Genomic DNA, 19,115 nt, shown 5'->3' with positions numbered 1-19,115 from the left:
CAAAATATCCATTAATATAAAGAATGAATTCAAACGAAATTGAAATACACAAGGAATTAAAGAAGTATTTCGGCTTTAGCCAATTTAAGGGCTTGCAGGAGCAAGTCATTACGAGTATTTTAGATAAGAAGAATACTTTTGTAATTATGCCAACTGGCGGTGGAAAGTCTCTTTGTTATCAATTACCCGCTTTAATTCAGGACGGAACAGCTATAGTTGTTTCTCCTTTGATAGCTTTGATGAAAAATCAGGTTGATGCTATTCGAAGCCTTTCTTCAGAAAACGGAATTGCCCATGTGCTAAATTCCTCTCTCACCAAAACAGAAATTGCCCAGGTTAAAAAAGACATCACTTCAGGTTTGACCAAACTTTTGTATGTCGCACCAGAATCATTGACAAAAGAAGAATATGTAGCCTTTTTGCAAAGTGTGCCCATTTCATTTGTAGCTATTGACGAAGCGCATTGTATTTCAGAATGGGGCCATGATTTTAGACCGGAATATCGTAATCTGAAAAATATAATCAAACAATTAGGTAAAGTACCTATTATTGGGCTTACTGCAACTGCAACCCCAAAAGTTCAGGAAGATATACTAAAAAATCTTGAAATGTCTGATGCTAATACTTTTAAAGCGTCATTCAATAGACCTAACTTGTACTACGAAGTTCGTACGAAAACAAAAAATATAGAGTCGGATATCATTCGATTTATCAAACAACATAAAGGCAAATCCGGGATTATTTACTGCTTAAGCCGCAAAAAAGTAGAATCGATTGCCGAAGTTTTACAGGTTAATGGCATTAGTGCTGTTCCATATCATGCTGGTTTAGATGCTAAAACCCGTGCAAAACATCAGGATATGTTTCTGATGGAAGATGTAGATGTGGTAGTAGCAACTATTGCTTTTGGAATGGGGATTGATAAACCGGACGTTCGTTTTGTAATTCATCACGATATTCCAAAATCACTTGAAAGTTATTACCAGGAAACGGGTCGTGCCGGCCGTGATGGAGGAGAAGGACATTGTTTGGCTTATTACTCCTATAAAGATGTAGAGAAACTGGAGAAATTTATGTCTGGAAAACCAGTGGCAGAACAGGAAATTGGATTTGCTCTTTTGCAGGAAGTGGTTGCGTATGCCGAAACTTCGATGTCCCGTCGAAAATTTCTGTTGCATTACTTTGGTGAAGAATTTGACAGTGAAACCGGTGAAGGTGCCGATATGGATGATAACGTTCGTAATCCCAAAACAAGAGTTGAAGCCAAAGATCAGGTGGTTAAATTGTTGGAGATTGTTCGGGATACCAAGCACATTTATAAATCAAAAGAAATTGTGTTTACTTTAATTGGTCGCGTAAATGCTGTAATTAAAGCGCACAAAACAGATACACAATCGTTTTTTGGATCAGGTTCAGATCACGATGAAAAATATTGGATGGCCCTGCTTCGACAAGTTTTAGTAGCAGGATATCTGTCTAAAGATATTGAAACTTATGGTGTAGTGAAAATCACTAAAGAAGGTTTGAATTTCATTAAAAAGCCAGTTTCATTTTTGATGTCTGAAGATCATGAATACAATGAGTCTGAAGATGAAGCTATCGTAACTGCAGCAAAATCATCAGGAACTGCCGATGAAGTTTTAATGGGTATGTTGCGTGAATTGCGTAAAAAAGTAGCCAAGAAATTGGGAGTACCTCCGTTTGTTGTTTTTCAGGATCCATCTCTTGAGGATATGGCTTTGAAATATCCAATTACTTTAACCGAATTGTTTAATATTCATGGTGTTGGTGAAGGAAAGGCTAAAAAGTATGGAGGCGAGTTTGTGTCTTTAATCAGTAGATATGTTGAAGACAATGATATCATTCGTCCGGATGATTTGGTGGTAAAATCTACCGGAGTCAATTCGGCAAATAAGTTATACATCATTCAGAATATAGATAGAAAATTACCGTTGAGTGATATTGCTTCCGCAAAAGGACTTTCCATGGATGCTTTGATTAAAGAAATGGAGCAAATTGTTTATTCGGGAACAAAACTGAATATCAAATACTGGGTTGATGATATGTTGGATGACGACCAACAGGAAGAAATTCATGATTATTTCATGGAATCTGAATCCGATAAAATCGAGGATGCGCTTAAAGAATTTGATGGCGATTATGATATCGATGAATTGCGCTTAATGCGAATTAAATTTATCAGTGAAGTCGCTAATTAAAATTAAATTACAAAATAAATAAAAATATAAATTCCAAATTCCAAGCTGCTTAAGCAATGGAATTTGGTTTTTTTTTATTGGAATTTCACCCAAAAATTAGAATTTTACCCTTCAAATACTTCCCCTCTATGTGGTTTCAATGCATCACGTACAGCAATCATATTTTCATCTGTAACTACCATAAAAGCGATCGCATGCATATCGTTTATAATTTTAAATCCAGTAATGTTTAATGGAAGCTTTTCGATAGCAACATATTCTTTCAAATGAATTTCATGATGTTCGGCTGTTTTTTCAGCAGCTGGACCACGGAAATCCCAAATTAGTTTTATTTTTCTAGACATTTTTTTTAAAGGTACAAAGGTTCAAAGAGGCAAAGGTACAAAGTCTTTTTTGAAACTTGTTCTTTGTAGTTATTCTATTATCAGTTCGAGCGGAGTCGAGAACCTTTGCTGCATTTCGACTTCGCTCAATGTGACAGGACGTTATCGTCATAGGCAGATAAAATTTTCAATTGATGTATTTTCATTTCAAAATGTTATTTTTGCATGTTCTTTTCATAAATAGAAAAGCTAATTTGAATAAATAAAAATACAATGCCAAGAGAACTTTTACTTCAGGTAACGCCGGAAATAGCAGCAAACGAATTGTTGCTGAAAGACCATTTGTCTAAACAAATAAAGGTTTCTCCTAAAGAAATTCAACATGTTTCGATTCTGAAAAGATCTATTGATGCACGTCAAAAAGCAATCAAAATCAATCTAAAAGTTATTATCTATTTAAAAGGAGAACCTTTTCAGGAAACAAAAATTGAACTACCTGTATATAAGGACGTTTCTTCGGCGCAGGAAGTGATTGTTGTGGGAGCGGGCCCGGCCGGACTTTTTGCAGCACTGCAATTAATAGAATTAGGTTTAAAGCCGATTGTAATTGAACGCGGAAAAGATGTTCGTGGTCGTCGTCGCGATTTAAAGGCGATAAATGTTGATCATTTGGTAAACGAAGATTCTAATTACTGTTTTGGTGAAGGTGGAGCAGGAACCTATTCGGATGGGAAATTGTATACGCGCTCTAAAAAACGTGGAGATGTGACTCGAATTTTGGAGCTTCTTGTTGCATTTGGAGCTTCAGAGGATATTCTGGTAGAAGCGCATCCGCACATTGGAACCAATAAGTTGCCAAAAATTATTGAAGATATTCGAAATAAAATCATCGAGTTTGGTGGTCAGGTTTTATTTGATACGCGCGTTATTGATATTTTGGTAAAAAATAATGAAGTTGAAGGAATTGTTACTCAAAACGGAGATAAGATTCTGGCAAATAAATTAATCCTCGCAACAGGGCATTCAGCACGTGATATTTTTGAATTACTAGATAAAAAGAAAATTTTTATAGAAGCAAAACCTTTTGCTTTAGGAGTTCGTGCAGAACATTCTCAGCAATTAATTGACAGTATTCAGTATAGTTGTGATTATCGCGGTGAACATTTGCCTCCTGCACCATATTCTATTGTGAAACAAGTTAACGGTCGTGGGATGTATTCGTTTTGTATGTGTCCGGGTGGTGTAATTGCGCCTTGTGCAACGAGTCCAGGTGAAGTTGTCACGAATGGATGGTCTCCATCAAAACGAGATCAGGTTACAGCAAACTCAGGGATTGTAATTGAATTAAAACTGGAAGATTTTAAACCTTTTGCAAAATTTGGAGCTTTGGCTGGAATGGAATTTCAGAAAAGTATTGAACAAAAGGCCTGGCATTTGGCTGGAGAAACTCAGAAGGTTCCTGCACAACGAATGGTGGACTTTACACAGAATAAAGTTTCGGCTGATATTCCAAAAACGTCTTATGTTCCCGGAACAACTTCGGTTGAAATGGGGCAGGTTTTTCCGGGATTTTTGTCGCAAATTTTACGTGAAGGTTTTAAGGAATTTGGGAAATCAATGCGCGGTTATTTAACCAATGAGGCTATTTTGCATGCTCCGGAAAGTCGTACGTCATCTCCTGTTCGAATCCCTAGAGATCCTATGACTTATGAGCATTTGCAAATCAAAGGACTGTATCCGTGTGGAGAAGGTGCCGGATATGCGGGTGGTATTATCTCCGCAGCCATTGATGGAGAAAAATGCGCTTTAATGATTGCTGAAACTTTAAAATAAAAATTTTGTAGTAAAAAGATTGCTTTTTGTAAAAGTGCTATATTTGTGGTGCAATTTAAATGTTATTAGATGATGCTACAAGATGTTGAGAAAAGATACGAGTTTGAGTATCCATCTTTGTATAAGCAGTTATACGAAGATGGAATGCTTGATATAGGTGAATATGGGCCTAATTGGTATTCCGATGTTTATCCGAAATTAAAAGAAAATCCGCCATTACTTCTGCATTCGTATGATTTTGAATTGCTCAGTTTAAAAGGAGTTAGTAGAGAAATTGAACGGCTTACTAATCCTGATGATTACCGCCAGATCAAAAAAGAGTTTAGATTCATCCCTTTTGCTAAAAGTGGTGCAGGTGATCATTTTTGTTTTTTTCTGAATGGAGAAGAAGATGGAAATGTGCCAATAGTTTTTGTATGGCATGATAATAATGAGGTGAATTATCTGGCAAAGAATCTGGAAGACTTTGTTTTTAGAACCTTATTAACTGATATGTCTCAGCAAGATATTTATAATGAGGAAAGTGAAGAGGAGTTTAAGAGTAATATTGAACAGGTATTTAAATCTCATGAAAAATATCTAACTGAGGAACGAAAAGAAGTTCTGCAAAAACTATTAAAACGTGACATTGTTGATTACCAGATTTTTGTCGAAAAAAGTAAAGAAGATGCAAGAGGATTCCTGACAGATCTTGAATTGCAAAAGTTGCTAGTTGAAAATATTTGGTTCGATAAAATGGATGTTACTTTTAAATATTCAAATGAATAAAAAATACTTAATTTAGATTCGAAAAACTTATTGTATCTAAAATGAAAAACTTCTTCTCTAACTTCTTCGGAAGAAATAACGATCCGGAATCAATCGTTTCTTTTGATGTGCTGAATTCAATTTATACTTATCTGCAAAATGGGTCAGGTCGTGTGGATTTTAAAATGAAAGGAATTCATGATGCGGTTTCTGCGACGATGTATTCTTTTCCGGATTCATTTGATCATGAAGATAGCAGAATTGAAATCGAAAAGAGCGGATTCAAAAACGCGTATGAAGTTCTAAACGAATTGTATAAAAAGGTAAATATTGCTCCGCTTTCTGATGAAGAAATGCTCGGGGAGCCCGTGTACAATTATCTTCATATTGAATTTTATTCAGAGCCTTCATCAGAGATGAAAAAGCACCTGAAGCATATTTTACAAAACTTTATTATCATCTTTTGTTGTACCAATAGCTTAGAGTCAAATGATTTTAAAATGTTATACTCTAACAGTTATTTCTTTGATTATACAAAAGGACTTCTGGAGGTTGAGCCAGTAGATATTGAAGCGCCTAATAATGAAATTGAAAAAATAGGTTTTAAAGATTTCAAAACAGTGCTACAGGGAATTTGTCAGTATATGGAAATTGAATTGCCGTCGACAATTATTCGACCTTCTGCTGAAAGTCTAATGACGGATGAAGTTTCAATAGATCATTTTAAAGAGTTTTTACAATTAATTTCGAGAGGAGAGATAGAAGAAGAGTTGCTGGAAGGCCAATCTCAGGTACTTTTTGATAATTTTGGATTAGAGGAAGGGGATGAAGAATATGATTACGAATTTGACTTTTTTGAAGGAATAAACTCCTGGCACAGTGACTGGAAATTTGATCCCGAAGATGCTGAATATTTTATCTCAGAAATGATTGGGGAGCCTTTTAACTTTGAATATCCTGAAGAGACTTATAGTCATGATTTGTTTCCATATATTCAGAAAGAACTGGTAAAGCAAGACCTGGAATTAATGAGTTATGATACTCAGGGAGATAGTTATCTGTTTTTTGTGGCAAATAAAAAGGATGTAACTAGAATATTAGAATTGTCTGAAATAACCGGAATGGGAATTGACAGGTTGATTTAAGCGATATTTCTTGGGTTTTGCATTAAAAAGACCGCCACGAATTCACGAATTTTATCTTAAATAATTCGTGAATTCGTGGCAAAAAAATCAAGGAATCAGGATGATCTTTCCTGTACTTTTTCTACTTTCCAGATAGTCGTGTGCTAGTTTTCCTTCTGATAATTTAAAAGAAGTTGGTTCGGAAAGTTTGATTTTTCCGTCAGAAATCCAGTGGAATAATTGCGTTGCTCTTTTGATCCTTTCTTCTTTGGAATTTAAGTAACTCCATAAATCTCCTCCGGTGAGCGTTTTAGAGCCGTCCATCAGCATTCTCGGATCTACCGGTTCCGGATCACCGCCTGCCATTCCAAAGAAAACTACTTGTCCGCATTCTTTTGTAACTTCAAAACTCTCACTTAAAGTACTTCCGATACTGTCGTAAACAACATCTACACCATTTTGAATTGTTTTAAAAACCTGTGATTTCCAGTCTTCACTATAAAGAAAAACCTGATCTGCCCCTTGGTCAAATGCTACTTTTGCTTTTTCTGAAGATGAGGTTAAACCAATTACTTTCGCTCCTAAAAGCTTGCTGATTTGAGTTAGAATCTGTCCAACTCCACCAGCTACAGCATGAATTAATACTGTTTCGCCTTTTACGGTTTTATGGCTGTCAGTCGCTAAGTAATGTGCTGTTAAACCTTGCAGTAAAACTGAGGCAGCGGTTTCAAACGAAATTGTATCAGGCAAAGGTAAAACATGGTTTGTGTTTACTGCGACTAATTCGGCATTTGCAAAAGGGGCATCGGCGAAAGCTACGTGATCCCCAACTTTATATTCGGGATGATTGTTGGCATCGACTATAATTCCGGCACCTTCGTAACCCGCAATAAAAGGAGGGTTTCCTTTTAAATGATAGTTTCCTTTTCGTCTGTAAACGTCTGCAAAATTTAATCCAATCGCTTTCATTTCGACTAAGATCTCATCGTTTTTTAGTTGCGGATTCGGAATTTCAATATATTCCAAAACATCAGAATTTCCGAAAGAAGAAAAGGTAAGTGCTTTCATTTTTACATTATTTTGAGAATACAAATTACGGTAAAATTAATTTGCAGTTTTTAAAAGAGTTCTTAAAGATGTGTTTTGAGGAGAAAAGATAATAAAAAAACCGTCCACGAGAGTGAACGGCAACTTGTATTAACCTTTATAAACAAGTATTATTTCTTTTTGAGTTTGTCTTTAAAAACTTTTTCAAATTTTTCAATTTTAGGTTGAATCACCATTTTACAATACGGTTGGTTTTTGTTGTTGGCATAGTAATTTTGGTGATAATCTTCGGCTTTGTAAAAAGCTCTAAAAGGTTCGACTTTTGTAACGATTGGGCTACTATAAACTTTTGCTTTGTTCAGTTCGGCAATAATACTTTCTGCGGCCTTTTTTTGTTCGTCATTTTTGTAAAAAATAACAGATCGATATTGTGTGCCAACATCAGCACCTTGTCTGTTTAATGTAGTTGGGTCATGAACGGTAAAGAAAACTTTGAAGATTTCATTAAGGTCTGTTATATTTTTATCATAAGTAATCTGAACTACTTCGGCATGCCCTGTTGTTCCTGTGCAGACTTCTTCGTATGTTGGGTTGGCAACTTTTCCTCCCGAAAAACCGGAGACTACAGATTTTACACCGCCTAAATTTTCGTAAACGGCTTCTACGCACCAGTAGCAACCACCTCCAAGTGTAATTGTTTCAAGATTTGAAGTGCTTTTTGTTTTGCTATTTTGTGCAAATCCGTTTATAGATAAGGCAAAAATGCTAATCAGAAATATATTTTTCATCTTTAATTTTATTTAGTGTCAGGAATAAAGTCAAGGGCAATTGAATTCATGCAGTAACGTTTTCCGGTTGGTGGAGGTCCGTCGTCAAATAAATGACCTAAATGCCCGCCACAGCGCCCGCATAACGCTTCGATTCTTTCCATTCCCAGAGAATTATCATTTTTGTAAACTACGCTGTTTTTATTTTCTTGTTCAAAGAAACTTGGCCATCCACAGCTGCTGGCAAATTTAGCACCGGATCGAAAAAGTTTATTGCCGCAAGAGGCACAATAATAGGTTCCTTTTTCGTCTGATTTCCAGTATTTCCCTGTAAAAGGCCTTTCGGTATCGGCTTCACGCATTACAGCATATACATCTTCGGGTAATACTTTTTTCCATTCGGTATTACTAACATTGAGTTTAGTAGTGTCGGTATTTGAATAATAAGGATTTCCGGGTTTGCTGATTTTGTTTTCCATGACTGCCGTTTTTGTATTTTGTTTTTTTGCGTTTTGTCCGCATGCCTGTAAAATAAAGAGCGGAATTAAAAAGCAAAGACTGAGAAATTGTGTTTTTGTTTTCATTTTTTTGAGTGCTTTAATTCTGTATTTCAAAGATACGTTTAGATTTCGCCCGGAAATGTCGCGTACTTTACAATTCAGATTTTTTTAAGTATGTTTTAACTTTTATTATGTACGCAAAATAAAGAGATTCAGTTTTTAAGGCTTATTTTTAAAGAGGTTTGAAGATTAATCGGTTTGTATTTTTCTGACAGTCAGTTTTTTGCGAAAATCCAGGCTCGTTAAACTTTTCACAATCTCCTCTGAGATTTTCAAGCCATTTCTTTTTTCGTATTTTTGTTTGATCAATAAGCCCTATGATAGAAGAAAACGTAATACTCGTAAACCAACAAGATGAGCAAATTGGCCTAATGCCAAAATTAGAAGCGCATGAAAAGGCTCTTTTGCACCGTGCCTTTTCAGTTTTTGTCTTAAATGATAAAAATGAAATAATGTTACAACAACGTGCTCATCAAAAATATCACTCACCTTTACTCTGGACCAATACATGTTGCAGTCATCAACGTGAAGGAGAAACAAATGTTGAAGCCGGAAGCAGGAGACTGTTTGAAGAAATGGGGTTTCAGACAGATTTGAAAGAGCTCTTTCATTTTATTTATAAAGCGCCTTTTGATAATGGTTTGACGGAACATGAGCTCGATCACGTTATGATTGGATATTTTAATAATGATCCGGCTATCAATCGTGACGAAGTTGAAGATTGGAAATGGATGAAAATAGAAGATGTAAAGATAGATATTGAGAGACAGCCTGAAATTTATACTGTATGGTTCAAAATAATTTTTGATGAGTTTTATCATTATTTAGAAGATCATAAACTTTAAACCAAACTAACCACCAACCCAAATGAAAGTAACCATATCAAGAAAAGCACATTTTAATGCTGCACATCGATTGCACAGGAAAGATTGGACATTTGAAAAAAACGATGCTGTTTTTGGAAAATGTAATAATCCCAATTTTCATGGTCATAATTATGGTTTAACAGTAAGTGTTACAGGAAAAATTGACCCGGAAACCGGTTTTGTTTTAGATGTGAAAGTATTAGCGGATATCATACGAGAAGAAGTGGAGATTCCGTTTGATCACAAAAACCTGAATCTGGATGTTCCGGAATTTCAGGATTTGAATCCAACAGCTGAAAATATTGCTGTTGTGATATGGAATAAAATTAAAAAAAGAATTCAACCTGATTTTGATTTAGAAATTGTTTTGAATGAAACGGACCGCAATTTTGTAACTTATAAAGGAGAAGAATAAATGTCATTAAAAATAGGAGATATAGTTCCGAATTTTACTGCAAAAGATAGTCATGGAGAAGTTTTTGAAAGCCAAAGTGTTTTGGGTCGAAAGCCGCTCGTGATTTATTTTTACCCCAAAGATAATACACCTGGATGTACTACTGAAGCCTGTAGTTTTAGAGATCAATACGAAGATTTTAAAGATTTGGGTGCTGAGGTTATTGGTATAAGCAGCGATAGTGTAAAATCACATCATAAATTTGCCAACAAGCATCAATTGCCTTTTATACTACTATCTGATCAGGATAAAAAGTTGCGACATCTTTTCGGAGTGCGCAATACGTTGTTTGGTCTTGTGCCAGGCAGAGTTACTTACATTATTGATAAAAATGGAGTAGTTATTTTGATTTTTGATAGTATGAATGCTGCAAAGCATATTCAGAAAGCAATGGAAACAATCAAAGAATTAGTATTGTAGAAGTATGAAATAGTATCTGGTCGCTGATATAATAATTAAGATTTTAGCCCTGAATAATACATGAATATAAAATTATATCCTTTACAGTTTGTTCCTATTTTAAAAGATAGGATTTGGGGTGGGGAGAAATTAAAAACGATTCTCAATAAACCGATCACGTCAAAGAATACAGGGGAGAGTTGGGAATTATCTACTGTTGAAGGTGATGTAAGTGTTGTTTCAAACGGAGTTTTGAAAGGACGATCCCTGATGGGGCTTATTACCGAAATGCCAAATGAAATTTTAGGAACAAAAGTTTACGGTCAGTTTGGAAAACAATTTCCGTTACTTTTTAAATATCTGGATGCTCATGAAGATCTTTCTATTCAGGTACATCCAAATGATGAATTAGCCAAAAAGCGACACAACTCTTTTGGTAAAACGGAAATGTGGTATGTGATGCAGGCTGATGCCGATGCCAGAATTATTGTGGGATTTAAGGAAGATTCTAATAAAGAAGAATATCTGAAACATTTAAATGATAAAACGTTGGTTTCAATCTTAGATGAAGTGAAAGCAAATGCGGGTGATGTTTTCTTTTTAGAAACGGGAACTGTTCACGCAATTGGTGCTGGATTGGTAGTTGCTGAAATTCAACAAACATCTGATGTAACTTATCGTTTATATGATTTTGACCGTACAGATGCTCAGGGAAATAAAAGAGAACTCCATGTAGATTTAGTGTTAGATGCTATAAATTACAATAAAATAGAAACACAAAAGGAATATGAGACAAAAGTAAACACTTCTAATGTTGTGGTAGATTGTCCTTATTTTACGACTAATCTTATTCCGTTAGAAAGTAAGGTTGAAATTTCTAAATCTGGGGAAACTTTTACGGTGTATATGTGCATTGATGGAGATTTTAAAATCGAATATGAAGGTTTTGAAGGATTCTACAGAAAAGGAGATACCGTTTTGGTTCCGGCTGAGATAAATACATTTATTTTAGTTGGAAATGCTTCAATTTTAGAAATTTACATTTCATAGCGTGTAATAAAAAGATAATGTGTACTTTTGCAGTCGCAAATTAAAATAAAAATAAAAATGGCAAACGTTAAAAACTTAAAGAAAGACATCAATTTTGTATTAGGAGATATTATTGAGGCAATTTACTTGTTTGAAATGTCAACAACAGGAAATCCTACTCCAGAAACGAATGCTTTGATCGATCAGGCTATTGCTGCATTTGATACTTTGATCACAAAAGTAAATGCTAAGAACGTTGAAAACAAAAAAGCACACTTCAAACAAATCAATGTTGAATTGGAAGAAACTGCTAATCAATTGATTGCTAAAATCAACGAATTGTAAGCGAAAAAAAGTATAAAAAAGTGCAAATTTATTTTGGTAAAACGAAAAACCGCTTTATATTTGCACCCGTAATGAGTCGCCAGCGTAGCTCAGTTGGCTAGAGCAGCTGATTTGTAATCAGCAGGTCGTGGGTTCGAGTCCCTCCGCCGGCTCAATAAAACCATCACTTTTAGTGGTGGTTTTTTATGAAAATAAGCAGTAAATTAATTTTGGAAAATTCAAATATCCATTTTATATTTGCACCCGTAATGAGTCGCCAGCGTAGCTCAGTTGGCTAGAGCAGCTGATTTGTAATCAGCAGGTCGTGGGTTCGAGTCCCTCCGCCGGCTCAACGTAAAACCATCACTTCTTAGTGATGGTTTTTTTTTTATGCCTAAATGAAGTAAATGAAGAAGATGGGCCGGAAGAGTCTGGAATCTGTATTTGAAACGATAGATATCTTATTGATTTAAGTATTCGGATTTCTTTTAAATATATCGTAATACTATTTTTCTTATGTTTGTTGCTTAACCAAAAAAACAAATTAAAAATGGAAGAAACGTCAGTTTTTGAAAAATTTGAGTTGCAGCTTGACCAAACTGCGAAAGACTTTTTAAAGGAAACCGCTAAATGGGCTTATTTTTTGTCAATTTTAGGATTCATAGGAATTGGATTAATGATTGTGATTGCTGTTTTTGCAGGAACTATTTTTTCGGTAATGGGAAATAGTATTGCTGGAATGGGAGGTTTTGGAGGCTCGTTTGGAGTATTAATGGGATTTTTCTATGTTTTTATTGCAGCGGTTTATTTCTTCCCGGTTTATTATCTGTACAAGTTTGCCGTAACTACGAAGAGAGCTTTTAGAGATAACGATTCGGTGTTGTTGACGAATTCTTTGGGTTATCTTAAATCGCATTATAAGTTTATAGGTATTTTAATGCTGGCTATTTTAGCATTATACGGACTTTTATTTGTGTTTGGAATTCTGGGTGCTTTGCTTGGAAGATAGAAATAGAGTAAGATACTATTTTGTAAATTTCGGATTATTAAGATTTAGGTCAATCGATTTAATGATAATTTGCAATAAAAAAAATGTCCTGAATAGTCAGGACATTTTTTATTAAAATTTATTTTTGCTGTTCTTTTTTAATGTCAGCAACGTATTTTGTTAGTTTTTTGCCGTATAGTGAACTTGCTACTTTTGGCGTCATTGATTTTTGAATAGTATCCAAAAACTTAATATTGATGTCGTAGATCTCAGCTAAAGCAATATAAGGGGCTATTTCGTGATCTTTATTATTAAGGGCAAAGTTGGTAGCGTATAAGTACTTTCTTTTGATGTTAGACTCCTGTTTGATGTTAATGCTGTCAATGGCTTTTTGATCTTGTCTTTTTACAGCTTTAAATTTAGATTCTACCATGGCAAGGCTTTCGTCATTAAAACGGGAATTTATTTTTTTATATTCTTCGTATAATTCCTGGTTTTTAGATCCTGTGATTTTTGCGCCATAAATGAAGTTATCTAAGTTCGTGTCAATGTTGATGTTTCCGGGTTCTGCAAAAAACATAACATTGTTGTCCAGCGAATTGGTTACTCCACGATCCAGGAATAAATAAAGCATTTCAGGGGATTCTAGTTTTACATTGCTTTCAAACGAAGAATTTCCGTCTATTTTGATACTGTCAATAGCAACAAGTGTGGTGTCAACGATTCTTTGAATGTATAAAGTTCCGTTTTTTAATCCTTTTATATTTCCTGTAAGGTGCAAGCCGTCAGTTGATTCTTTTTTGCTGCAAGATGCTAATAGGGCAAGTGTAACAAAAGCAATAATTGATTTTTTCATTGGTTTTTTAGATTTTGCTGCAAAATAAAGAAAATAGTTTGAATGTACTGTGGTAGCATTTAAATTTTGCAAAAAAATAAATCCCAATCTATTTCTAGATTGGGATTTGATATTTTTGGGAATAAAGAGTGTTACATGGAGAGATTAAATGTAGTTCCGTTTTCGTTTGTGTAAGTGAATTTTTTGTCGCAATCATTGTTGCCATAATCAACCACTCCGTTTAGTAGATTACCCTGAACTTTCAGTTTTCCTTTGGAAATAAAATCGCAAGAATATTTTTTAATCAATGATTCCTGAACGGTTAAGGTTAATACAGCTCCGTTTGAGCTGGTGATAGTGTGGTTTCCTTCAGTCATTTCATATGTATTGTCTTCCAGAACATAAGGAGTGTCGACACCCGCAGTTTGTTTTACAGTCCAGCTTCCTGAGTTTAGATAAACTCTGCCTTCTAAATCAGTAAACTTTCCGTTGGTCACTTTTCGGCTCCATTGTGGTACAGTTGTCACAGTTGTTGTGTTGGTGTATTCTATTGTTCCTTCCAATTTTATGCTATTAAAAGAATAGTCGATTCTTTCGATGGTTATTTTGCTTCCGGTAGTAATTATTGGTCCTGAAAGCGTGATTTTTAATTTTCCTTTTCTGTTGATCAGATTGTCGGTGCATCCGGTTCCGTAATCTACTGTGAAAACTTTAGGATAAGAGGTTGGGCTTTGTTGTGTGATTGTAATTGTGCCGCAGATTCCGGGTGTTGTTTCGTCTGATTTTGCTGAGGAGGGTTTTTTTGTTGTAACGATTAACCCGGTTTTGATGTCCATATCGTTAATGGCATCGATGGTAAGTGAAGCTCCAACTGATGTGACATCAGATTCAGATTGTTTTTTTGTGTCGTCATTGCTTGAACAGGAAACTTGTGTTAATGCTGTTGCACAAATGGTTAGGAATAAAAAAGCTGTCTTTTTCATAGTAGTTTTTGTTTTTTGATTAGATTATAAGGCGTTCAAATGTAATGAAAAAAATGAAATGCAATAAAAAAATCAATTGGATTCAAAGGGGCTTGTGGGGGGGTAAAGTAAAAAGCCCTGCAAGTTTACTTACAGGGCCTAAATTCTAGTCTTGAAAACTTGTATTACTAAAAGTTTTATTTAATCATTTCAAAACTTCTTTTTACGAAAGCAGTTAAAGCTTCTCCTTTTAATAGGTTTTGTGACAATTTAGCTAAGTCTAAAGCTTGTTTTACCAAGTGTTCCTGATGTGTTTTGTCTTCTGTGTTCATGATGTTTGTTGCTAAATCAGAATTTGTGTTTACAATTAAATTGTACATTTCCGGCATATTGCCCATTCCGAACATTCCGCCTCCACCTGACTGGCTCATTTCTTTCATTCTACGCATGAATTCAGGTTGCGTGATGATAAAAGGAGCTGCCTGACTGTCCATTGCTTCCAGTTGTACGGAGTATGCTTTAGGGATGTATGTTTCTAAAGATGTTTTTAAAGCTTCTTTTTCTTCATCAGACAATTTAGAAATCGTGTTTTCATCTTTTTTGATCAAATTATCAATGTGATCAGAATCTACACGTACAAAAGTTAAATCGTTGTTGTCACCTTCAATTTTTTGAATTAAGTGTGAGATAATTGGCGAATCTAAAAGCAATACTTCGTATCCTTTTTCTTTTGCTGTTTCAATATAAGAGTGCTGTGCATCTTTGTTTCCAGCGTAAAGAACTACCAGTTTTCCGTCTTTGTCGGTTTGGTTTTCTTTTAGCTTTTCTTTTAATTCTTCAAGAGTAAAATAAGTACCGTCAACTGTTGGGTATAATACAAACGCACCAGCTTTTTCGTAGAATTTGTCTTCAGAAAGCATTCCGTACTCTAAAACAATTTTAATGTCGTTCCATTTTTGCTCAAAATCAGCACGATTTTCATTGAACAAAGCTTTTAGTTTATCGGCTACTTTACGAGTAATGTAGTTGGAAATTTTCTTAACTGCACCATCAGCCTGTAAGCCTGAACGAGAAACGTTCAATGGGATGTCCGGAGAGTCAATAACACCTTTCAACATCGTTAAAAATTCAGGCACAATTCCTTCTACGTTATCTGTAACGTAAACCTGGTTTTGATACAATTGAATTTTATCTTTCTGAATCTGCATGTCTGAACCTAACTTAGGGAAGTACAAAATTCCGGTTAAGTTAAAAGGATAGTCTACATTTAAATGAATATTGAACAACGGATCTTCGAACTGCATTGGATACAATTCTCTGTAGAAGTTTTTATAGTCTTCGTCAGATAATTCGCTTGGTTGTTTAGTCCATGCCGGATTTGGATTGTTGATGATGTTGTCGATTTCAACAGTTTCATTTACGTAATCCTCAGGAGCATCTTCCGGTTTTGGAAGTGTTTCTGTTCTGGTTCCAAATTTAATTGGAACTGGCATAAACTTATTGTATTTATTTAATAATCCGCTGATTTTTGAATCTTCTAAAAATTCAAGAGAATCTTCAGCAATATGCAAAATGATTTCAGTACCACGTGAAGTCTTGTCAGCTGGCTCTAAAGTAAACTCCGGGCTTCCGTCGCAAGTCCAGTGTGCAGCCGGTTCGTCTTTGTATGATTTTGTGATGATCTCTACTTTCTCTGCAACCATAAACGCAGAATAGAAACCAAGACCAAAGTGACCAATAATTCCAGAATCTTTAGCAGAATCTTTGTATTTGTCCAGGAATTCTTCAGCTCCTGAAAAGGCAACCTGGTTGATGTATTTTTCAACCTCGTCAGCTGTCATTCCAAGACCTTGATCGATAATGTGGATTTTTTTACCTTCTTTGTCTACTTTAATTTCAATAATCGGATTTCCGTACTCTACTTTGGCTTCACCAATACTAATAAGGTGTTTTAGCTTTAAAGTAGCATCAGTTCCGTTTGAAACCAGCTCACGCAAGAAAATTTCGTGATCGCTGTATAAGAATTTTTTGATTAAGGGAAAGATGTTTTCTACCGAAACATTAATTTTGCCTGTTGTCATATTTTTTTAATTTTTTAGTTTAATGTGATGATTTTCATTTCTTCAAATAGGATACCATTGTTTTTTTGGGTGACAAAATGGCGCAAGTGTTAATTTTGAAAGAAAATAATTAGATTCTGAAACCGAAGGTATCCCTATGAATTGTATCTTTGTGGTATAATAATTGTTAAACGTGTCAGTATTAACTCTAAAAAAAATGTACAAAATGAAGAAAATTATTTTCATTTGCATGATCGCCACGATGTTTTTCGCGTGTAAATCAGCTTCGTCTACAACAGCTTCATCCGGAGCAACTACGTTATCGACTAAACTTGACAGACCTTCTCAAGTAGCTCTTAAAGGAAATTGGGTGTTAACCAATGTGTCTTATCCAGGTTCTGAATATATCAAGGTAAATTCTTTTGATCTTGCAGATTCTAAATGTTTTATTGGAAGTACGTGGAGTTTTATCTCCAATAATAATAAGGGAACGATGGCTTTAACAGCAGCAAGCTGTACCGGATTTAGTTCTCCGATTGTTTGGAGTATTAACAATCAGGGACTGTTTGTGCTTAAGATTCTGGATGCTGGTATCAAAGCAAAAAAAGTGAGAGATGGTTACTTACTAAAAGTTGCAGGTTTAACTGAAAGTTCATTTCAGTTGATCGATAACATTAATGTGGGTGGACAAACGAAAGATGTAGTTTACCAGTTTCAAAGAGCCAATTAATATTAAAAATAGAGAAAGATGAGAAAAATAACAGTTTTAGGTTTGAGTAGTTTACTTGTATTGGCAAGTTTTTTTACAAGTTGTGATTCGGTAAAAAATGCAAATAATACTCAAAAAGGAGCCGGAATTGGAGTAGTTGCGGGTGGTATCATAGGTGCTGTTTTAGGAAATAACCTAGGAAAAGGCGGAAACGCTGCCTTAGGAGCTGCAATTGGAGCTGCTGTAGGTGGAGGAACTGGTGCTCTAATTGGAAATAAAATGGACAAACAAGCCCGTGAAATTGATCAGGCTTTACCAGGTGCTGATGTAGAAAGAGTAGGAGAAGGAATTCACTTAACCTTAAATGAAAATGCAGTTCGTTTTGACACGAATAAATCTTCTTTAACACCTCAGGCTAAAGCTAATCTAGATAAATTGGTACCAGTATTTAGTGAATACGGAGATACTGATATTCAAATTTTCGGATACACTGATAATACCGGAAGACCAGAATACAACTTGACACTTTCAGGACAAAGAGCTGCTTCTGTGCAGGCTTATTTGGTTTCAAAAGGATTAAAATCAAGCCGTTTCAAAACTTCAGGTTTAGGTATTGTTGATCCAATTGCACCAAACGATACTCCGGAAGGAAGAGCACAAAACCGTCGTGTAGAGTTTTCGATCACTGCAAATGACAAAATGGTAAATGACGCTAAAGCTCAGGCTGGAAAATAGTTTTCAAACGCAATAAAATTTCTTAAAAGCTGTTTCATAATTGAAGCAGCTTTTTTTTGACTTTAGAAATTAAACATTGTAAATTTGGCCTTTCAAATACAACCCATGCTTGACATTCAAAATATTTCTTTTTCGTACACCGAAAACCCTGTTATAAAAAACGTTTCTTTTACTATAAATAAAGGTGAGAATATTGCCATTATTGGTGAGAGCGGCTGCGGAAAAAGTACACTCCTAAAGTTGATGTACGGTTTGTACAACTTAGACGAAGGCAAGATTTTTTATAATGAAAAACCTATTTTAGGTCCAAAATACAATCTGATTCCCGGAATGCCTTTTATGAAATATCTGGCGCAGGATTTTGATTTGTCTCCTTTTGAAACAGTGGCCGAAAATGTAGGCAAGTTTCTGTCGAATGGTTTTGCAAATATGAAAAAATTGCGCGTTCAGGAGTTGTTGGAAATGGTAGAAATGGAGCAGTTCTCGAACGTAAAAGCTAAATTTTTGAGCGGTGGACAGCAGCAAAGAGTTGCTTTGGTGCGAGTTCTGGCTTTGGAACCCGAAGTGATTTTATTGGATGAACCTTTCAGTCAAATTGATGCTTTCAGAAAAAATGCATTACGCCGAAATTTATTTCGTTATTTAAAGCAAAAAGGAATTACTTGTATCATTGCAACACACGATAGTACAGATGCTTTGTCATTTGCCGATGAAGCAATTGTGATGCGAAACGGAGAGGTTCTAGTTAAGGATAATCCAACTAAAATTTATGAAGATCCTGAAACGAAGTACGTAGCATCTCTTTTTGGAGAGGTTAACGAAGTTCCTACTTATCTGTTGGTTCCTTATGAAGATGAAACGCATAAAACCCTGGTATATCCACATCAGTTTAAAATGGTTACAGAATCGAATCTGCCGGTAAAAATCAGGAGAACTTATTTTAGAGGAAATCACTATCTCATTGAAACGGTTTATAAAAGACAGCTGGTGTTTTTTGAAAGTGAAATCGATTTGCCTCTGGAACAGGAAATATTTTTAGGTTTAAATTATCTATAAAATAATAGCCCTAAACTTACGAATTAAGTTTAGGGCTATTTTGTTAAATCCGACAGGTTTCAAAAGTCTGTCGGATTT

Annotated in this window: 20 protein-coding genes and 2 tRNA genes; 15 read left to right on the top strand and 7 right to left on the bottom strand. The window is 35.1% G+C overall.

Annotated elements, in window-relative coordinates; translation table 11 throughout:
• Positions 1-23 precede the first annotated feature (23 nt).
• The gene (gene recQ / locus AC3IS6_RS01325; protein WP_173968277.1) at positions 24-2,219 is read left to right on the top strand and encodes a DNA helicase RecQ; all 2,196 of its coding nucleotides are present in this window, start codon (positions 24-26) and stop codon (positions 2,217-2,219) included.
• Between the two features lie 104 nt (positions 2,220-2,323).
• Here recQ and AC3IS6_RS01320 read toward each other — a convergent pair whose 3' ends face one another.
• Positions 2,324-2,563, bottom strand: a complete 240-nt coding sequence (locus AC3IS6_RS01320) for a hypothetical protein (RefSeq protein WP_489162996.1) — start codon at positions 2,561-2,563, stop codon at positions 2,324-2,326.
• A gap of 252 nt (positions 2,564-2,815) precedes the next feature.
• On the opposite strand from AC3IS6_RS01320, the gene AC3IS6_RS01315 reads away from it, so the two are divergent.
• The 3 genes from AC3IS6_RS01315 (at position 2,816) to AC3IS6_RS01305 (ending at position 6,267) form a co-directional block, all read left to right on the top strand.
• Positions 2,816-4,375, top strand: a complete 1,560-nt coding sequence (locus AC3IS6_RS01315) for an NAD(P)/FAD-dependent oxidoreductase (RefSeq protein ID WP_489162994.1) — start codon at positions 2,816-2,818, stop codon at positions 4,373-4,375.
• Positions 4,376-4,444: 69 nt separating this feature from the next.
• A complete protein-coding gene (locus AC3IS6_RS01310; RefSeq protein WP_489162992.1) occupies positions 4,445-5,143 on the top strand; it encodes an SMI1/KNR4 family protein in 699 nt (232 codons plus the stop codon).
• A gap of 41 nt (positions 5,144-5,184) precedes the next feature.
• A complete protein-coding gene (locus tag AC3IS6_RS01305; RefSeq protein ID WP_489162990.1) occupies positions 5,185-6,267 on the top strand; it encodes a DUF6630 family protein in 1,083 nt (360 codons plus the stop codon).
• An 87-nt stretch (positions 6,268-6,354) separates the two neighbouring features.
• On the opposite strand, the gene AC3IS6_RS01300 is transcribed toward AC3IS6_RS01305, so the two are convergent.
• From AC3IS6_RS01300 to msrB, 3 genes are all read right to left on the bottom strand, one after another.
• Positions 6,355-7,314 (bottom strand): quinone oxidoreductase family protein, encoded by a 960-nt coding sequence (locus AC3IS6_RS01300; protein WP_489162988.1) that lies wholly within the window; start codon positions 7,312-7,314, stop codon positions 6,355-6,357.
• A 149-nt stretch (positions 7,315-7,463) separates the two neighbouring features.
• Positions 7,464-8,081 carry a peptide-methionine (S)-S-oxide reductase MsrA gene (gene msrA, locus AC3IS6_RS01295; RefSeq protein ID WP_489162986.1) on the bottom strand — a complete coding sequence of 206 codons (618 nt, stop codon included), beginning with the start codon at positions 8,079-8,081 and terminating at the stop codon, positions 7,464-7,466.
• An 8-nt stretch (positions 8,082-8,089) separates the two neighbouring features.
• Complete coding sequence (msrB, locus tag AC3IS6_RS01290; RefSeq protein WP_489162984.1) at positions 8,090-8,644, bottom strand: peptide-methionine (R)-S-oxide reductase MsrB; 555 nt, start codon at positions 8,642-8,644, stop codon at positions 8,090-8,092.
• A gap of 293 nt (positions 8,645-8,937) precedes the next feature.
• Between msrB and idi the strand changes: the two genes are divergently transcribed.
• The 8 genes from idi (at position 8,938) to AC3IS6_RS01250 (ending at position 12,701) form a co-directional block, all read left to right on the top strand.
• Positions 8,938-9,465, top strand: coding sequence for an isopentenyl-diphosphate Delta-isomerase (gene idi / locus AC3IS6_RS01285; RefSeq protein ID WP_489162982.1), 528 nt, complete (start codon positions 8,938-8,940; stop codon positions 9,463-9,465).
• Between the two features lie 22 nt (positions 9,466-9,487).
• A complete protein-coding gene (locus tag AC3IS6_RS01280) occupies positions 9,488-9,901 on the top strand; it encodes a 6-carboxytetrahydropterin synthase (RefSeq protein ID WP_173968288.1) in 414 nt (137 codons plus the stop codon).
• Positions 9,902-10,360, top strand: a complete 459-nt coding sequence (locus AC3IS6_RS01275; protein ID WP_489162981.1) for a peroxiredoxin — start codon at positions 9,902-9,904, stop codon at positions 10,358-10,360.
• 60 nt (positions 10,361-10,420) lie between these two features.
• Entirely contained in the window at positions 10,421-11,389 is a 969-nt protein-coding gene (locus tag AC3IS6_RS01270; RefSeq protein WP_489162979.1) for a type I phosphomannose isomerase catalytic subunit, read from the top strand.
• A gap of 57 nt (positions 11,390-11,446) precedes the next feature.
• Positions 11,447-11,713 carry a hypothetical protein gene (locus tag AC3IS6_RS01265; protein ID WP_026982865.1) on the top strand — a complete coding sequence of 89 codons (267 nt, stop codon included), beginning with the start codon at positions 11,447-11,449 and terminating at the stop codon, positions 11,711-11,713.
• A gap of 78 nt (positions 11,714-11,791) precedes the next feature.
• Positions 11,792-11,865 (top strand) — tRNA-Thr (locus tag AC3IS6_RS01260).
• A gap of 103 nt (positions 11,866-11,968) precedes the next feature.
• A tRNA-Thr gene (locus AC3IS6_RS01255) sits at positions 11,969-12,042 on the top strand.
• A 200-nt stretch (positions 12,043-12,242) separates the two neighbouring features.
• On the top strand, positions 12,243-12,701 hold the full coding sequence (locus AC3IS6_RS01250) for a hypothetical protein (RefSeq protein ID WP_489162977.1): 459 nt from the start codon (positions 12,243-12,245) through the stop codon (positions 12,699-12,701).
• Positions 12,702-12,819: 118 nt separating this feature from the next.
• Here AC3IS6_RS01250 and AC3IS6_RS01245 read toward each other — a convergent pair whose 3' ends face one another.
• The 3 genes from AC3IS6_RS01245 to htpG all read right to left on the bottom strand — a co-directional run bounded on the left by AC3IS6_RS01245 (position 12,820) and on the right by htpG (position 16,558).
• Entirely contained in the window at positions 12,820-13,536 is a 717-nt protein-coding gene (locus AC3IS6_RS01245) for a DUF4369 domain-containing protein (protein ID WP_173968292.1), read from the bottom strand.
• Between the two features lie 131 nt (positions 13,537-13,667).
• Positions 13,668-14,498, bottom strand: coding sequence for a hypothetical protein (locus tag AC3IS6_RS01240; RefSeq protein WP_489162974.1), 831 nt, complete (start codon positions 14,496-14,498; stop codon positions 13,668-13,670).
• Positions 14,499-14,674: 176 nt separating this feature from the next.
• Positions 14,675-16,558, bottom strand: a complete 1,884-nt coding sequence (gene htpG, locus AC3IS6_RS01235) for a molecular chaperone HtpG (protein WP_489162972.1) — start codon at positions 16,556-16,558, stop codon at positions 14,675-14,677.
• A gap of 205 nt (positions 16,559-16,763) precedes the next feature.
• Between htpG and AC3IS6_RS01230 the strand changes: the two genes are divergently transcribed.
• The 3 genes from AC3IS6_RS01230 to AC3IS6_RS01220 all read left to right on the top strand — a co-directional run bounded on the left by AC3IS6_RS01230 (position 16,764) and on the right by AC3IS6_RS01220 (position 19,037).
• Positions 16,764-17,267, top strand: coding sequence for a lipocalin family protein (locus AC3IS6_RS01230; protein ID WP_173968295.1), 504 nt, complete (start codon positions 16,764-16,766; stop codon positions 17,265-17,267).
• Between the two features lie 18 nt (positions 17,268-17,285).
• The gene (locus tag AC3IS6_RS01225) at positions 17,286-17,981 is read left to right on the top strand and encodes a YiaD family glycine zipper/OmpA-like lipoprotein (protein WP_173968296.1); all 696 of its coding nucleotides are present in this window, start codon (positions 17,286-17,288) and stop codon (positions 17,979-17,981) included.
• Positions 17,982-18,086: 105 nt separating this feature from the next.
• Positions 18,087-19,037 (top strand): ABC transporter ATP-binding protein, encoded by a 951-nt coding sequence (locus AC3IS6_RS01220; RefSeq protein ID WP_489162970.1) that lies wholly within the window; start codon positions 18,087-18,089, stop codon positions 19,035-19,037.
• The last annotated feature ends 78 nt before the right edge of the window (positions 19,038-19,115 follow it).

The sequence above is a fragment of the Flavobacterium sp. KH_035 genome (assembly GCF_057839565.1).
This window is presented reverse-complemented; position numbering and strand designations above follow the sequence as displayed.

Excerpts from the sequence above, each read along its gene's own strand:
- AC3IS6_RS01315 (WP_489162994.1), top strand. The coding sequence starts at position 2,816 with ATGCCAAGAGAACTTTTACTTCAGGTAACGCCGGAAATAGCAGCAAAC.
- AC3IS6_RS01250 (WP_489162977.1), top strand. The coding sequence starts at position 12,243 with ATGGAAGAAACGTCAGTTTTTGAAAAATTTGAGTTGCAGCTTGACCAA.
- AC3IS6_RS01245 (WP_173968292.1), bottom strand. The coding sequence starts at position 13,536 with ATGAAAAAATCAATTATTGCTTTTGTTACACTTGCCCTATTAGCATCT.
- AC3IS6_RS01220 (WP_489162970.1), top strand. The coding sequence starts at position 18,087 with ATGCTTGACATTCAAAATATTTCTTTTTCGTACACCGAAAACCCTGTT.
- AC3IS6_RS01270 (WP_489162979.1), top strand. The coding sequence starts at position 10,421 with ATGAATATAAAATTATATCCTTTACAGTTTGTTCCTATTTTAAAAGAT.
- AC3IS6_RS01280 (WP_173968288.1), top strand. The coding sequence starts at position 9,488 with ATGAAAGTAACCATATCAAGAAAAGCACATTTTAATGCTGCACATCGA.
- AC3IS6_RS01275 (WP_489162981.1), top strand. The coding sequence starts at position 9,902 with ATGTCATTAAAAATAGGAGATATAGTTCCGAATTTTACTGCAAAAGAT.
- AC3IS6_RS01225 (WP_173968296.1), top strand. The coding sequence starts at position 17,286 with ATGAGAAAAATAACAGTTTTAGGTTTGAGTAGTTTACTTGTATTGGCA.
- AC3IS6_RS01240 (WP_489162974.1), bottom strand. The coding sequence starts at position 14,498 with ATGAAAAAGACAGCTTTTTTATTCCTAACCATTTGTGCAACAGCATTA.
- msrA (WP_489162986.1), bottom strand. The coding sequence starts at position 8,081 with ATGAAAAATATATTTCTGATTAGCATTTTTGCCTTATCTATAAACGGA.
- recQ (WP_173968277.1), top strand. The coding sequence starts at position 24 with ATGAATTCAAACGAAATTGAAATACACAAGGAATTAAAGAAGTATTTC.
- idi (WP_489162982.1), top strand. The coding sequence starts at position 8,938 with ATGATAGAAGAAAACGTAATACTCGTAAACCAACAAGATGAGCAAATT.
- AC3IS6_RS01310 (WP_489162992.1), top strand. The coding sequence starts at position 4,445 with ATGATGCTACAAGATGTTGAGAAAAGATACGAGTTTGAGTATCCATCT.
- AC3IS6_RS01320 (WP_489162996.1), bottom strand. The coding sequence starts at position 2,563 with ATGTCTAGAAAAATAAAACTAATTTGGGATTTCCGTGGTCCAGCTGCT.
- msrB (WP_489162984.1), bottom strand. The coding sequence starts at position 8,644 with ATGAAAACAAAAACACAATTTCTCAGTCTTTGCTTTTTAATTCCGCTC.
- htpG (WP_489162972.1), bottom strand. The coding sequence starts at position 16,558 with ATGACAACAGGCAAAATTAATGTTTCGGTAGAAAACATCTTTCCCTTA.
- AC3IS6_RS01305 (WP_489162990.1), top strand. The coding sequence starts at position 5,185 with ATGAAAAACTTCTTCTCTAACTTCTTCGGAAGAAATAACGATCCGGAA.
- AC3IS6_RS01230 (WP_173968295.1), top strand. The coding sequence starts at position 16,764 with ATGAAGAAAATTATTTTCATTTGCATGATCGCCACGATGTTTTTCGCG.
- AC3IS6_RS01265 (WP_026982865.1), top strand. The coding sequence starts at position 11,447 with ATGGCAAACGTTAAAAACTTAAAGAAAGACATCAATTTTGTATTAGGA.
- AC3IS6_RS01300 (WP_489162988.1), bottom strand. The coding sequence starts at position 7,314 with ATGAAAGCACTTACCTTTTCTTCTTTCGGAAATTCTGATGTTTTGGAA.